General features: G+C 70.7%; 15 protein-coding genes. 4 read left to right on the forward strand and 11 right to left on the reverse strand.

Annotated elements, in window-relative coordinates:
* Positions 1–16: 16 nt before the first annotated feature.
* A complete protein-coding gene (gene gndA / locus CACI_RS05655; protein WP_012785361.1) occupies positions 17–1456 on the forward strand; it encodes an NADP-dependent phosphogluconate dehydrogenase in 1440 nt (479 codons plus the stop codon).
* Positions 1457–1565: 109 nt separating this feature from the next.
* Here gndA and CACI_RS05660 read toward each other — a convergent pair whose 3' ends face one another.
* The gene (locus tag CACI_RS05660; RefSeq protein ID WP_012785362.1) at positions 1566–2186 is read right to left on the reverse strand and encodes a TetR/AcrR family transcriptional regulator; all 621 of its coding nucleotides are present in this window, start codon (positions 2184–2186) and stop codon (positions 1566–1568) included.
* Between the two features lie 61 nt (positions 2187–2247).
* Here CACI_RS05660 and CACI_RS05665 point away from each other — a divergent pair, with 61 nt between their 5' ends.
* Positions 2248–2748, forward strand: a complete 501-nt coding sequence (locus tag CACI_RS05665) for an FBP domain-containing protein (protein ID WP_012785363.1) — start codon at positions 2248–2250, stop codon at positions 2746–2748.
* A 46-nt stretch (positions 2749–2794) separates the two neighbouring features.
* Here the strand turns inward: CACI_RS05665 and CACI_RS05670 are convergent, their stop codons facing one another.
* The 8 genes from CACI_RS05670 to CACI_RS05705 all read right to left on the reverse strand — a co-directional run bounded on the left by CACI_RS05670 (position 2795) and on the right by CACI_RS05705 (position 9731).
* Positions 2795–3841 (reverse strand): D-alanyl-D-alanine carboxypeptidase family protein, encoded by a 1047-nt coding sequence (locus CACI_RS05670; RefSeq protein ID WP_012785364.1) that lies wholly within the window; start codon positions 3839–3841, stop codon positions 2795–2797.
* Positions 3842–3959: 118 nt separating this feature from the next.
* Positions 3960–4355: a GatB/YqeY domain-containing protein gene (locus tag CACI_RS05675; protein WP_012785365.1), complete on the reverse strand. Its 396-nt coding sequence runs from the start codon at positions 4353–4355 to the stop codon at positions 3960–3962.
* 31 nt (positions 4356–4386) lie between these two features.
* A complete protein-coding gene (locus CACI_RS05680) occupies positions 4387–5019 on the reverse strand; it encodes an HAD-IA family hydrolase (protein ID WP_012785366.1) in 633 nt (210 codons plus the stop codon).
* Positions 5016–5843, reverse strand: a complete 828-nt coding sequence (locus CACI_RS05685; RefSeq protein WP_012785367.1) for an enoyl-CoA hydratase-related protein — start codon at positions 5841–5843, stop codon at positions 5016–5018. Before CACI_RS05685 ends, CACI_RS05680 begins: the two co-directional genes overlap by 4 nt.
* A 38-nt stretch (positions 5844–5881) precedes the next feature.
* Positions 5882–6667 carry an SDR family oxidoreductase gene (locus CACI_RS05690; protein ID WP_012785368.1) on the reverse strand — a complete coding sequence of 262 codons (786 nt, stop codon included), beginning with the start codon at positions 6665–6667 and terminating at the stop codon, positions 5882–5884.
* Positions 6664–7677: a phosphotransferase family protein gene (locus CACI_RS05695; protein WP_012785369.1), complete on the reverse strand. Its 1014-nt coding sequence runs from the start codon at positions 7675–7677 to the stop codon at positions 6664–6666. The genes CACI_RS05690 and CACI_RS05695 overlap by 4 nt, the downstream gene beginning before the upstream one ends.
* Positions 7670–8440 (reverse strand): SDR family oxidoreductase, encoded by a 771-nt coding sequence (locus CACI_RS05700; RefSeq protein ID WP_012785370.1) that lies wholly within the window; start codon positions 8438–8440, stop codon positions 7670–7672. Before CACI_RS05700 ends, CACI_RS05695 begins: the two co-directional genes overlap by 8 nt.
* Positions 8441–8522: 82 nt before the next feature.
* Complete coding sequence (locus CACI_RS05705) at positions 8523–9731, reverse strand: acyl-CoA dehydrogenase family protein (RefSeq protein WP_012785371.1); 1209 nt, start codon at positions 9729–9731, stop codon at positions 8523–8525.
* Positions 9732–9787: 56 nt separating this feature from the next.
* Between CACI_RS05705 and CACI_RS05710 the strand changes: the two genes are divergently transcribed.
* Both CACI_RS05710 and CACI_RS05715 read left to right on the forward strand, forming a co-directional pair.
* The gene (locus CACI_RS05710; protein ID WP_012785372.1) at positions 9788–10399 is read left to right on the forward strand and encodes a TetR/AcrR family transcriptional regulator; all 612 of its coding nucleotides are present in this window, start codon (positions 9788–9790) and stop codon (positions 10397–10399) included.
* 32 nt (positions 10400–10431) lie between these two features.
* The gene (locus CACI_RS05715) at positions 10432–10962 is read left to right on the forward strand and encodes a hypothetical protein (RefSeq protein ID WP_012785373.1); all 531 of its coding nucleotides are present in this window, start codon (positions 10432–10434) and stop codon (positions 10960–10962) included.
* Positions 10963–10987: 25 nt separating this feature from the next.
* Here the strand turns inward: CACI_RS05715 and CACI_RS05720 are convergent, their stop codons facing one another.
* Positions 10988–12109: an acyl-CoA dehydrogenase family protein gene (locus CACI_RS05720; RefSeq protein ID WP_012785374.1), complete on the reverse strand. Its 1122-nt coding sequence runs from the start codon at positions 12107–12109 to the stop codon at positions 10988–10990.
* On the reverse strand, positions 12106–13296 hold the full coding sequence (locus tag CACI_RS05725) for an acyl-CoA dehydrogenase family protein (RefSeq protein ID WP_012785375.1): 1191 nt from the start codon (positions 13294–13296) through the stop codon (positions 12106–12108). The genes CACI_RS05720 and CACI_RS05725 overlap by 4 nt, the downstream gene beginning before the upstream one ends.
* Positions 13297–13353 lie beyond the last annotated feature (57 nt).

Raw genomic sequence — 13353 nt, forward strand, 5'->3', positions numbered from 1 at the left:
TGTTAAGTTGCCCTTCATGCAGGCATCAGCGCAGATCGGCGTCACCGGACTGGCCGTCATGGGCCGCAACCTGGCGCGCAATTTCGCCCGGCACGGCTACACCGTCGCACTTCACAACCGCACCGCGGCCCGGACCCACGCGCTCGTGGAGGAGTTCGGCAGCGAGGGCACTTTCGTCCCGACCGAGACCGCCGAGGAGTTCGTCGCGGCGTTGGAAAGACCCCGGCGTCTGATGATCATGGTGAAGGCCGGCGAGGCCACCGACGCCGTGATCGAGGAGTTCGCCCCGTTGCTGGAGTCCGGCGACATGATCATCGACGGCGGCAACGCGCACTTCCTGGACACCCGCCGCCGGGAGAAGGCGCTGCGCGAGCGCGGCATCCACTTCGTCGGCTCCGGGGTGTCCGGCGGCGAGGAGGGCGCGCTGCACGGCCCGTCGGTGATGCCCGGCGGCTCCGCGGAGTCCTACGCGGTGCTCGGCCCGATGCTGGAGGCGATCAGCGCCAAGGTGGACGGCGAGCCGTGCTGCACGCACATCGGCACCGACGGCGCCGGGCACTTCGTGAAGATGGTGCACAACGGCATCGAGTACGCCGACATGCAGCTCATCGCCGAAGCCTACGACCTGCTGCGCAACGTCGCCGACTACAGCCCGGCGCAGATCGCCGAGGTCTTCCGCGGCTGGAACAAGGGCCGGCTGAACTCCTACCTGATCGAGATCACCGCCGAGATCCTGGCCCACACCGACGCCGCGACCGGCAAGCCGTTCGTGGACATCGTGCGCGACGCCGCCGAGCAGAAGGGCACCGGCCGCTGGACCGTGCAGACCGCGCTGGACGTCGGCTCGCCGGCGACCGCGATCGCGCAGGCGACGTTCGCCCGCGTGGCCTCCAGCCGGACCGCGCTGCGCGAGACCTACCGGGCGCAGGCCGGCGGCACGGAGCACCCGCTGCGCGCGCACGAGACCGAGCGCTACGTCGCCACCGTCGAGCAGGCGCTCTACGCCTCCAAGGTCATCGCCTACGACCAGGGCTGGACGATGATCCGGGACGCCGCCGAGGAGTTCGGCTGGGACATCGACCTGGCCGACGTCGCGGCGATCTGGCGCGGCGGCTGCATCATCCGCGCGGCGTTCCTGGACCGGATCCGCGCCGCCTACACGGGCGACGCGACGCTGCCCAGCCTGCTGTCCGAGCCGGAGTTCGCCGACGAGATCGCCAAGGCCCAGGTCTCCTGGCGCGAGGTGATCGCCTCGGCGGCGCGGCGCGGCATCCCGGTCCCGGCGTTCTCGGCGGCGCTGGCGTACTTCGACACGCTGAGCGCCGACCGGCTGCCGGCGGCCCTGATCCAGGGCCAGCGCGACTTCTTCGGCGCGCACACCTACCACCGGACCGACCGCGACGGCGCGTTCCACACGCGGTGGGCGGAGACGGGGCGGCCGGAGGTCGAGGCCTGACGCGCTGAGGTTCTTCGGCGGCAAGACGGCAAGAACGGCAAGACAGCAAGACGGCAAGACGGCAAGACGGCAACGCGTCAAAGGCGTCACATGTCGGCCGGGGCAGGTCCTACAAGTCTTTCCCAGGCTTGGGGGACTTCGCCCCGGCCGACGCTTTTTCCTCTGCCGTCGGCCAGTTCCGCAGCGCCACGTCGAGCGCGTCCATCGCGGCGTTCCACGACGCGTCGGCGCTGCGCGGGTGGTGCCGGTAGGAACCGCCGGCCTCCAAGGTGACGAACCCCAGGATCGTCGCGCCGAGCAGCCGCACCGCGTCGGTCTCGTCGGGCTCGCCGAGGGCGTAGCCGCGCAGCAGGGCGCGCGTGAGCTCCGAGTGCCGGCGCGCGGCGTCGGCGGCGGGGGAGTCGAGCGGGAAGGGCATGCGCGCGGCGGTGAACCGGCCGGGGTGGTCCCTGCCGTAGTCGCGGTAGGCGGCGGCGAAGGCGAGCAGCGCCTCGCGTCCCGAGCGTCCGGCCAAGGCCTCGGAGAGCTGGTCGGCGAGGTCGCCGAGCGCCTTGGCGGCGACCCGGACCCGGAGGTCGTTCGCGTTGCGGATATGCGAGTACAGGCTCGGTTCCCGCACCCCGAACCGCCGCGCCACCACCCCGATCGTGACGTTCTCGAAGCCGATCTCGTCGGCCAGCTCGGCGGCCGCGGTCACGAGCACCTCGGGGGACAGCCCGGCGCGTGCCATGCGTCTCCTTCGCTGATAAACGATTTGCCTAACCCACTTAGGCAAGCTTAGCGTACCGACCATGGAACCGATCACCGAGCACCAGATCCGCACGTGCTTCGTCAACTGCTCCAAGGGCGAGGCCCAGCGGCTCGGGCTGCCCCGGGACCTGGCCGAGAAGCCCTGGGCCGACCTGGACTTCCTGGGCTGGCGCGACCCGACCGCCCCCGAGCGCGGCTACCTGGTCGTCCAGCGCGAGGGCCGCTTGACCGGCATCTCGCTGCGCGCTTCAGGCGGCGGGGCGCGCGGATTCGGCGCCCGCAGCATGTGCTCGGTCTGCCTGACCACCCGTACCGGCGGCGGCGTGGTGTTGATGACCGCGCGGCGGATCGGCGAGGCCGGGCGCCAGGGGAACTCGGTCGGTCAGTATCTGTGCTCTGATCTGCAGTGCTCGCTGTTCGCACGCGGGATCAAGGGCTCGGCGAACGGGCACGATCTGGACGAGTCGATCGACCTGAACGGCCGGATCGCGCGCACCAACGTCAATCTGCACTCGTTCCTGAACCGGATCTTCGCGGCGTAGCAGGAGCAGCAGAGGGAGCAGCAGAAACAGGAACAGCCGGACCGGATCAGTCCATCGCCTCGACCAGCCGGCGGCTGGCGAGCAGGGCGGCGGCCAGTCCCAGCTCGGGCGTCGTGCCCGAACTCTGATGGAGCACCACGCCCAGAACCAGGTGGTCCTCGCCGTCCAGGGTGCGGTGCGCGGCCCACATCAGGGCGCCGCCCGCCGGAGTGCTGGAACCGGTCTTGCCGCCGACGACGCCGTCGGAGCCCAGCAGCGCGTCGGTGTTGGTCAGCAGGGAGGCCGGGTCGTCGGGGACCTGGGTCGCGGGCTCGGCGGTCAGGGCCAGCAGGACCGGGTCGGTCAACGCCACTTTCGCGAGCTGCATTTGGTCGACGGCCGTGCTGCGGGTGCTCGAGTCCAGACCGCTGGGGTCGGTGTAGGTGGTGTTCTTCATGCCCAGCGAAACCGCCGCGGCGTTCATCTCGGCGACGAACGCGTCCTGCGTCCCGGCGTCCCAGCGTCCCAGCAGCCGGGCGACGTTGTTCGCTGACGGGACGAGCATCAGCTCCAGCAAGGTGCGCTCGCTCAGATGCTGACCGGCATGGACCGGCGCCGAGCTCTCGTCCCGCAAGGAGGACTCGTCGGCGGCTTGCTGGTCCACGACGATGTCCGGTCCGGCTTGCCCGTCGCTCAGCGGGTGGTCCCTGAGGACCACATAGGCGGTCATCACCTTGGCGACGCTGGCTATCGGCACCGGTTCCTGGTCCCCGGAGGAACCCAGGCTCCCGATGTTCTGCGCCCACAGCGCGGTCTCGCCGTCGCTCGGCCAGGGTAAGGAGGCGGCGAAGTCGTGATAGTTCGGCGCGACCTGGTTCAGGTCGGGCGTCGCCGGCGAGTCGAACCCGTGCGCGGCCAGGACGGCCGCCATCGCGCCGCCGCCGAGGATCAGGGCACTGAAAGTGGTGATCACGGCGGTGCGGACCCGTCGCCGGCGGGACTTCTTGGGCGACTCTGTCTTCTTGTCAGCGGTTTTCGTCGCAGTTTTCTTCAGCGCGGCCTCGGTTTCCGGCGCCGACTCCGCCGCTGGCTTCTCCAGTTCAGGATGGGGCACCCATCGAAGCTAGCGGAGCCCCGGCGTCGGACGCGATCTCGGCGGTACCTTGTGACAGAACTGCAGGACACGGTTCACTGCGCGCCCGTGTACTCGATCGCGGTGATCTCAAACGTGGCTACCGCAGATACTCCGAGAGCGCCGCTGCCGCGGATCGCAGCTCAGCAGCCTTCTCCGCACGTCCCGAACCTTCGTAGACCTCTGCGGCGTGCTCCCGTTCGGCGATCTCCGCGCGGACGATCGCGACGACGTCCGCCTCGGTCAGCTCCCGGCGCGCGGCCTCGGCCACGCCGATCCCGACGGCGCTGGTCTCGATGGCTCCGGCGCGCGCCGACCCGGCGTCGACAGCCTCGGCGTTCTCGATCGCGGCGAGCGTGGCGCGCAGCGTGGACGCGGTGGCACGGTCCCGGGCCTTCAGAGCGACCGGGAGAGCGGCACGGAGCCGGTCGCGCAGCGGCGCCGGGCTCGGGCTGGCAGGGCTGGCAGGGCTGGCAGGGCTGGACGGTTCGGTCATGCTGCGACGGTAGGTGCGGCGGCACCGACGATCAAACGCTTATAGCGAACCATTCCGCCAGCGTGGCGACCGTGCGCGCGGAGTCCGTGTGATGCAGACCGAGGATGCCCACGCGCTCTGCGCCTCGCAGATTGTGCTCCAGGTCGTCGATCATCACGCAGTCCGACGGCTCGACCCCCAGCCGTGTGCAGGCGAGCTCGTAGATCGCCCGCGAGGGCTTGCGCACCCCGACCTCGCCGGAGATCACCGTCGTGTCGGCGAGTTCCGCCAAGTCGTAGCCGCGGTAGGCGTCGTCGCCGAGCGAGTTGGAGACGATCGCCACCGGGACGCCCGCGGCCCGCAGGGCGCGCATCGCGGCGAGCATCTCCTCATCCGGCTTCAACAGCGCCTGGAACGCGTCGACGAACCCCGGCGCGGGTACCTCGATGCCGCGCGGCGCCAGCAGTTCTGCGATCCCGCGCTCGAACGCCGCCTGATCGATCCGTCCGCACTCGTGCTCCACCAGCAGCGCGCCGGCTGCCGGATCGGAGCCGAGCAGCGTCCTGAACAGCCGCGGATCGCCAGACACCGACGTCGAGTAGGTTTCGAAGGCCTCGAAGATGTCCGAGGTCAGCACGCCGCCGAAGTCGGTGAGTACCGCGCGCGGGACCGGCACCGTGCTCATGCCGGGTCCAAAGGCGCGAAGCGCGGCGGACGGCGTTCCAGGTAGCTGTGCACGCCCTCGGCGGCGTCGGGGTGGCGGAACGACTCGTGCATCAGCCTGGTCGACACCTCGATCGCGCTGGGCAGATCGGAGTCCATCGCTTCGTACACCTGCTGCTTGATCAGCGCCATCGACGCCGGCGAGCAGTTCTCGGCGAGGTCGGCCGCGTACGCCAGCGTTGTCGAGAGCAGCGATTCGCCGGGCAGCACCCGGTCGACCAGACCCATCGCCAGCGCCTCGTCGCCGAGCACCACGCGCGCCGACATCAGCAGGTCCAGGGCGCGGCTCTGGCCGACCAGCCGGGGCAGCAGCCACGCGCTCCCGTATTCGGCGATCAGTCCGCGGCGTGCGAAGGCGGTCGTGAACTTCGCCTCCGGCGTCGCGAACCGCAGATCGCAGTACAGCGCCTGCACCAGCCCGAGCCCGGCGGCCGGTCCGTTGATCGCCGCGATCAGGGGTTTGCGAAAGGCCAGCGGACGCTCGCGGGGACGCCGGGTCCGCTCGTCGGCGAGGGTGTCCGGATCGACCGTGCCGAGCTGCGAGAGGTCCTCCATGTCGGCTCCGGCGCAGAACCCGCGTCCTGCGCCGGTGACCACAACGACGCGCACCTCGGGATCGATCTCCGCCTCGTCGAGCAGCGCGAAATACCGTTCCTCCAGCGCGAGGTTCCAGGCGTTCAGGCGCTCCGGCCGGTTGAGGGTGAGCAGCAGGACCGCGCCGTGCCGCTCGGCCAGGACCAGCTCGGGTGCGTCGGTCGTCTCGGGTGCGTCAGTACTCTGCGTCATGGCCTCTCGCGTCTCCTCAGTCAGGCCGGGGCGGGGCGTCAGTCCTTCGGACCGCCGGCCGCGTAGATCACCTGGCCGGAGACGAACCCGGCGTCCTCGCGGACCAGGAAGGCGGCCACGGCCGCGATGTCCTCGGGCTTGCCGGAGCGCCCGACCGGGATCTGGCTGATCGCGACCTCGCGGAAGACGTCGAAGTCGACACCCATCCGCGCGGCGGTGGCCTTGGTCATGTCGGTCTCGATGAAGCCCGGCGCGATCGCGTTGGCCGTGACGCCGAACTTGCCCAGCTCGATCGCCAGCGTCTTGGTGAAGCCCTGCATGCCGGCCTTGGCCGCGGCGTAGTTCGCCTGTCCTCGGTTGCCCAGCGCCGAGGTGCTCGACAGGTTCACGATCCGGCCGAATCCGGCGTCCACCATGTGCTTCTGGGCGGCCCGGGACATCAGGAACGCGCCGCGCAGGTGGACGTTCATCACCGCGTCCCAGTCCCCGACGGTCATCTTGAACAGCAGGTTGTCGCGCAGGATCCCGGCGTTGTTGACCAGGATCGTGGGCGCGCCGAGCTCGACGGCGATCCGCTCCACGGCGGCGGCCACCTGCTCCTCGACGGAGACGTCGCAGCCCACTGCCAGCGCCTTGCCGCCGGCCTTGGCGATCGCCGCGACGGTGTCCGCGCACGCGGTCTCGTCCAGGTCGACGACGGCGACCGCGTGCCCGTCGGCGGCCAGCCGGGCGGCCACGGCCGCGCCGATGCCGCGCGCGGCGCCGGTCACGATCGCGGTGCGCGGGGTGTCGAGCGCGCTGGTGGAGGCGGTCGGGTCGGTCATGTCAGTGTCCTTAGTGCCTTGGCGATCAAAGAGTCGATCTGCTCGGTGGTCGGGGCGAAAGCGGCGGCGCGGTTGCGCGGCTCGTCCTGGACGCGGCGCAGCACGCCCTCGGCGATGATGGCGATCTTCCACAGGCCCAGCGCGTGCCAGAACGCCAGCGCCGAGCCGTCGCGGCCGCTGGCGTCCAGATAGGCGGCGGCCATCTCCTCGCGGTCCGGGAAGCCCGGCAGCGTGGAGAAGCTCAGCAGGCCCTGGCCCGCCTCGTCGGCTGCCGGCCAGTACGCCAACAGCGTGCCGACGTCGGCGAGCGGGTCGCCGAGCGTGCACAGCTCCCAGTCCAGGACCGAGGCGACCGAGCCGTCCGCCGGCGAGACGATCACGTTGCGCATGTGGAAGTCGCCGTGCACGAGGGTGAGCTCGCGCTGCTCGGGGATCGCGGAGGCCAACCGGGCGGTCAGCGTGTCCAGGTCCGCGGACTCGCGCGTCTTCGAGTGCTGCCATTGCGTCGTCCAGCGCTTCAGCTGGCGCTCGGCGTAGGGCTTGTGGCTGGCCAGATCGACCAGCCCGGTCTTGTCCAGGTCGACGGCGTGCACCGGCGCCAGCGCGCGGGCGATCGCCAGGCCGACGGCGTGCCGGGTCGGCTCGGAGACGCCGGCGACGACGTCCTCGCGGTCCAGGACCAGGCCGTCGACGAACTCCATCAGGACCATCGGCACACCGTCCGCGGTCCACACGCCGAACACGCGCGGAACCGGGACGTCAGAGTCCTGCAACGCGGTCAGGATGCGCGCCTCGCGGGCCACGTCGTGCGCCGAGGCCAGCAGGTGGCCCAGCGGCGGACGGCGCAGGATCCAGCGGCGGTCCGGGGCGCCGGTGGCGTCGGTGACCGCGTAGGTCAGGTTCGACTGCCCGACGCCGACGCGGGTCAGCGTCAGCGGGAGGGCGTGCTCGATCCCTGATTCGCTCAGCCAGCCGGAGACCGGTCCCGACAGGTCGGCGGGGTCAGACACCGGCCTGCCCCAGCAGCGCACCGCCGTCGATGACCAGCGTCTCGCCGGTGATCCAGGAGGCGGCGTCGGAGGCCAGGAACGCCACGGCGGCCGCGACGTCGTCCGGCTCGCCGATCCGGCCCAGCGGGTAGGAGCCGGCGACCTCGGACTCGTGGTCGGCGAACAGGCTCTCGGCCAGCTTGGTGCGCACCACCGCCGGCGCGACGCCGTTGACCCGCACCTTCGGCGCCAGCTCCAGCGCCAGCTGCTTGGTGACGTGGATCAGCGCGGCCTTGCTGGCGTTGTAGACGCCGAGGTTCTGCGCGACGTGGATGCCGCCGATCGAGGCGGTGTTGACCACCGAGCCGCCGTGTTCGCCCATCCACGCCTTCACCGCGAGCGAGGTCCACAGGATCGGACCCCACAGGTTGGTGTCGAGGGTCTTGGCGAAGCGGCTCTTCTCGATGTCGATCAGCGGGCCGTAGGCGGGGTTGGTGCCGGCGTTGTTGACCAGGATGTCCAGGCTGCCGAAGCGCTCGACCGCGAAGGCCACGCAGGTGCGGGCGGCTTCCTCGTCGGTGGCGTGCGCTTGGTAGCCGACGGCCGTGCCGGGTCCTTCGACCTGCTTGGCAGCTTCCTCGGCGTGCTCCTTGGTGCGCGAGGTGAGGACGACGTTCGCGCCGCCGGCGGCCAGGGTCTGCGCGATCGCCAGGCCGATGCCGCGTGAGGCGCCGGTGACGATGGCCGTGCGGCCGTTCAGCGTGGGGATGAAGGGGCTGGTCATGAGGTGAGGGAGTCTCCTGGTTGAGGGGCAGGCGTGGCGGCGTTGCGGCGTGACGGCGTGGCGGTGTGTTCGCCGGGAGCCGCTACCGACGATATTTGGCGAGCTCGATCTTCGCGATCGTTCGCTTGTGGACCTCGTCCGGCCCGTCGGCCAGCCGCAGCGTCCGCAGGTGGGCCCAGGCCCAGGCCAGCGGGAAGTCGTCGGTCACACCGGCGCCGCCGTGCACCTGGATCGCGCGGTCGATGATGCGCAGCGCCATCTCCGGGGCGGCGACCTTGATCGCGGCGATCTCGGTGCGCGCGGCCTTGTTGCCGACCGTGTCCATCATCCAGGCGGCTTTGAGCGTCAACAGGCGCGTCTGCTCGATGTCGATCCGCGCCTCGGCGATCCAGTCCTGGATGTTGGCGCGGTCGGCGAGCGGCCGGCCGAAGGTGACGCGGTCGGTGGCGCGCCGGCACATCAGCTCCAGCGCGCGCTCGGCCATGCCGATGGTGCGCATGCAGTGGTGGATGCGGCCCGGGCCCAGGCGCGCCTGGCTGATCGCGAAGCCCTCGCCCTCGCCCTTGAGCAGGTCCTCGGCCGGGACGAAGACGTCCTCGAAGGTGATCTCGGCGTGCCCCTCGCGGTCCTGGTAGCCGAACACCGGCAGCGAGCGCACGATGGTCACGCCGGGGGCGTCCAGCGGCACGACCATCATCGACTGCTGGCGGTGCGGCGCGGCGTCCGGGTCGGTCTTGCCCATGACGATCAGCACGCGGCAGTTCTGGTGCATCGCGTTGGAGGTGAACCACTTGCGGCCGTTGAGGACGTAGCCGCCGCGGGCGTCGTCCCGGACCATGAGCATCTCGATGTTGGTCGCGTCCGAGGAGGCGACCGCCGGCTCGGTCATCGCGAAGCCGGAGCGGATCTCGCCGTCCAGCAGCGGCTTGAGCCACTTCTCCTTGTGCGCGTCGGACCCGAAGAGCGTGAGCACTTCCATGTTGCCGGTGTCCGGAGCCGCGCAGTTGGTCGCCTCCGGCGCCAGGTGGCTGCGGCCCATGATCTCGGCCAGCGGCGCGTACTCGAAGTTGGTCAGCCCCGGACCCCACTCGGCGTGCGGGTGGAAGAGGTTCCACAGCCCGCGCTTCTTGGCCTCGGTCTTCAGCTCCTCGATGACCGCGGGCTGGTGGTGCGGGTCCCCGGAGGCGCGCATCTGCTCCTCGTAGACCTCCTCGGCGGGATAGACCTGCTCGTCCATGAAGGCGAGCAGGTCGTCCTGGTAGCGCTGGGCACGGTCTGAGGCGGCGAACATGATTCCGGTATAGTTGAGGTCGGCGTCAAGTTCAAGTAGGGAGACGGCGTTTCGCGATGGTGAAGGCTGAGGTACGCGTCACACCCCGCAGCGCGCGGGGCATCCGCACACGCGCCGCGCTGGTCGCGGCCGCGCGCGTGGTGTTCGAGCGCGACGGCTATCTGGACGCCCGGCTGGCGGACATCTCCGCCGAGGCCGGCGTCGCCTCCGGCTCGCTCTACACCTACTTCGAGGGCAAAGAGGAGATCTTCCAGGCGGTCGCCGAGCAGGTGACCGAGGAGATGGTCCACCCCCACCTGCGCGCCCGCACCGGCGTCACCGACCCGCGCGAGCTGATCGACCTGGCCAACCGCGAATACCTGCGCGCGTACAAGAAGAACGCCAAGCTGATGGGCCTGTTCGAGCAGGTCTCGCAGATCGACGAGGAGTTCCGCGCGCTGCGCGTCGAGCGCGCGACCGCCTTCGTCCAGCGCAACGCCAAGATGATCCGCACCCTGCAGGACGCCGGCGCCGCCGACGCCGAGCTCGACCCGCTGCTGACCGCGCACGCGCTCTCGGCGATGGTGTCGCGGATGGCGTATGTGGCCTACGTGCAGAAGGTGCCGATGCCCTTCGAGCGCTTGGTGGAGACCCTGAACCGGATCTGGGTGAAGGCGCTGAGCCTCTGACGCGTAGGCGGCTTCGCATAGGCTCCCGAGGCATGGGTTACACCACGGAATTCACCGGCGCGGTCACGGTCGAGCCGCCCCTGAACACGCACGAGATCTCGTATCTGCGGCGCTTCGTCGGCACCCGGCGCATGGACCGCGAGCTGGGCCCGTATTACTGCGGCACGGGGCACATGGGGCAGGACGAGGAACCGGACATCCGTGACTACGACAAGGCCGGGTTCGGGCAGCCGGGGTTGTGGTGCAAGTGGGAGCCGACGGATGACGGCAGCCGGATCCGCTGGAACCAGGCCGAGAAGTTCTACAACTCCGAGGAATGGATGGCGTATCTGATCAGGACGTTCCTGATGCCCGGCGCTGCCCTCGCGGCGGAGCTGGCCTCGCGTGTCGAAGGGCACTACTACGCGCCGGAGTTCGCGCACTTCACCTTCGACCACGTCGTCAACGGCGCGATCGACGCGGACGGCGAAGAGGTCGACGACCTCTGGCAGCTCGTCGTCACCGACAACGAGGTCACGACCCGCGACATGGGGCCAGGGCCCATCTATGTCGATGAGCCCTGACCTGTCTTCGCCGCGGAAAGCCTGATCAGCCCGCCGGCAGCTCCACCAGCTCGGCGAGCCGCCGCCGGTGGCGCGCCGGACTCCCCAGCGCGATCGAGGCGCTCTTCGCCCGCTTCAGATACAGGTGCGCGGGGTGCTCCCAGGTGAAGCCGATGCCGCCGTGCATCTGCACGCATTCCTCCGCCGCCTGCACCGCGACCGCCGAGCAGTGGACCTGCGCGACCGCGACGGCGATCTCCTGCTCCTTGCCGGTGGCCGAGGCCGCGTAGCGTGCGACGGCGCGCGCTTGTGCGATCTGCACCCACAGCTGCGCCAGCCGGTGCTTGAGTCCTTGGTAGGAACCGATCGCGCGACCGAACTGGTGCCGGGTCTTCACGTACTCGACCGTGGTCTTCAAGCACTGCTCGGCCAGGCCGAGCTGCTCGGAGGCCAGGACCGCCGCCCCGGCCAGCAGTGCCTTCGACAGCGGCTCGTACCGGATCGCGAGCAGCTGGGCGGGGGTGTCGTCGAACTCGACGTCGCTGAGGACCCGCGTCATGTCCAGCGTGGTGACCGGGGTGATCTGGGCGTCGGAGGCCTGGACCACGTAGATCGAGCCGTCGGAGGGGACCAGCAGGACGTCGGCGGGCTGCGCGCCGGCGACGCTGGTGACCCGGCCGGTGAGCCGCGCCTCGTGCGGATCCTCGCGGGGCGGCCACGGCGTGACCGAGACCCGGCCCTTGTACGTCGTGTCCGGCGATCGCGAGAACGGGATCGCGATCACCGCGGTCGTCTCGCCCGAGGCGATGCGGCGGAGCAGATCCTCGGCGATGGCCGCGGTGCCGTTGCCGGTCTCGCGGGCCGCCAGCAGGAGCTCGGTGGCCATCAGGTTGCCCAGGAACGGGACCGGCGCGACCGCCTTGCCCAGCTCCTCGGCGACGACGGCGGCCTCCCGCAGTGAGGCGCCGGCGCCGCCGAGGTCTTCGGGGATCAGCAGGCCGGCCGCGCCGATCCCGGTGCCCAGGGCCTTCCACAGCTCCGGGTCGTACGGCTCGGCCGTCTCGGTCCGGGCCAGCACCGAGGCCCACGGCGCGCGGTCGGCGAGCAGGTCGGCGACCGCGGCGCGCAGCTCTTCCTCGGTCTCGGAGTACAGGAGTTCGTCGCTCACCGGGGGAGGTCCTTCCACGCGACGTCCTTGTCCGTCCGGATCTCCCCGGGCAGGCCCAGAACGCGTTCGGCGATGATGTTCAGCAGGATCTCCGAGGTGCCGCCCTCGATCGAGTTGCCCTTGGCGCGCAGGTAGCGGTAGCCGGGGGATCTGCCGACGAAATCGACGGTGTCGGGGCGGCGCATCGTCCACTCGTCGTAGCGCAGCGCCTCCTCCCCGAGCAGTTCCAGCTCCAGACCGGAGATCTGCTGGTTGAGCGTGGCGAAGGCGTACTTCGCCGCCGAACCCTCGGGTCCGGGCTGTCCGGCGGCGAGCTGCGCGGACAGGCGCTGCGCGGTCAGGCGCGCGGCCTCGGCGGCGACCCACAGGGTCAGCAGCCGGTCGTGGAGCGAGGGATCGCGCAGTTTCTCGTTGTCGCGCCAGCTCTGCGCCAGCACGCCGATCATCCCGGACTCGCGCGGCGACGCCCCGCCGCCGATCGCGACCCGCTCGTTCATCAGCGTGGTCTGCGCGACCTTCCACCCCTCGCCGACCGCGCCGAGGCGCTGGCTGTCGGGGATGCGGACGTCGGTCAGGAAGACCTCGTTGAACTCCGCCTCGCCGGTCATCTGCCGCAGCGGGCGCACCTCGACGCCAGGGGCGGTCATGTCCAGCACGAAGTAGGTCATGCCCTGGTGCTTCGGCACGTCCGGATCGGTGCGGGTGACCAGGATCGCCCAGCGCGCCTCGTGCGCCATGGACGTCCAGACTTTCTGGCCGCTGACGATCCAGTCGTCGCCGTCGCGCACGGCGCGGGTGGCCAGGGCCGCGAGGTCGGATCCGGCGCCGGGCTCGGAGAACAGCTGGCACCAGACCTCCTCCCCGCACCACAGCGGCCGCAGCCAGCGCTGCTTCTGCTCCTCGCTGCCGAAGCCGAGGATGGTCGGCGCGGCCATGCCCAGCCCGATGCCGATGCGTCTGGGCTCGTTGTCGGGCGCGCCGGCGGCGGCGAAGGCCTTCTCGGCGATCGGCTGCTGGTCCCGGGGCAGCCCCAGACCGCCCAGACCCGGCGGGTAGTGCAGCCAGGCAAGCCCGGCGTCGAAGCGGGCACGCAGGAAGTCCAGCTTGCTCGTGGCGCCGGGATCATGGGTCGCGAGGAAGTCGTGAATGCGGTTCTCGAGGTCGTGCTGGGTGTTCAATGGCTGCACCCTTGCTTTCCAACCGGTCGGTAACTGTCCGCTCAGTATTGTCCCGGCGAGGGTGGT

It is taken from the genome of Catenulispora acidiphila DSM 44928, assembly GCF_000024025.1.
GTDB lineage: Bacteria > Actinomycetota > Actinomycetes > Streptomycetales > Catenulisporaceae > Catenulispora > Catenulispora acidiphila.

What these genes read in the sequence shown, in the direction of transcription:
- CACI_RS05700 (WP_012785370.1), bottom strand. Translation starts at nt 8,440, where the DNA reads ATGACCAGCCCCTTCATCCCCACGCTGAACGGCCGCACGGCCATCGTC.
- CACI_RS05665 (WP_012785363.1), top strand. Translation starts at nt 2,248, where the DNA reads ATGGAACCGATCACCGAGCACCAGATCCGCACGTGCTTCGTCAACTGC.
- CACI_RS05715 (WP_012785373.1), top strand. Translation starts at nt 10,432, where the DNA reads ATGGGTTACACCACGGAATTCACCGGCGCGGTCACGGTCGAGCCGCCC.
- CACI_RS05710 (WP_012785372.1), top strand. Translation starts at nt 9,788, where the DNA reads ATGGTGAAGGCTGAGGTACGCGTCACACCCCGCAGCGCGCGGGGCATC.
- CACI_RS05705 (WP_012785371.1), bottom strand. Translation starts at nt 9,731, where the DNA reads ATGTTCGCCGCCTCAGACCGTGCCCAGCGCTACCAGGACGACCTGCTC.
- CACI_RS05680 (WP_012785366.1), bottom strand. Translation starts at nt 5,019, where the DNA reads ATGAGCACGGTGCCGGTCCCGCGCGCGGTACTCACCGACTTCGGCGGC.
- CACI_RS05690 (WP_012785368.1), bottom strand. Translation starts at nt 6,667, where the DNA reads ATGACCGACCCGACCGCCTCCACCAGCGCGCTCGACACCCCGCGCACC.
- gndA (WP_012785361.1), top strand. Translation starts at nt 17, where the DNA reads ATGCAGGCATCAGCGCAGATCGGCGTCACCGGACTGGCCGTCATGGGC.
- CACI_RS05660 (WP_012785362.1), bottom strand. Translation starts at nt 2,186, where the DNA reads ATGGCACGCGCCGGGCTGTCCCCCGAGGTGCTCGTGACCGCGGCCGCC.
- CACI_RS05685 (WP_012785367.1), bottom strand. Translation starts at nt 5,843, where the DNA reads ATGACGCAGAGTACTGACGCACCCGAGACGACCGACGCACCCGAGCTG.
- CACI_RS05675 (WP_012785365.1), bottom strand. Translation starts at nt 4,355, where the DNA reads ATGACCGAACCGTCCAGCCCTGCCAGCCCTGCCAGCCCTGCCAGCCCG.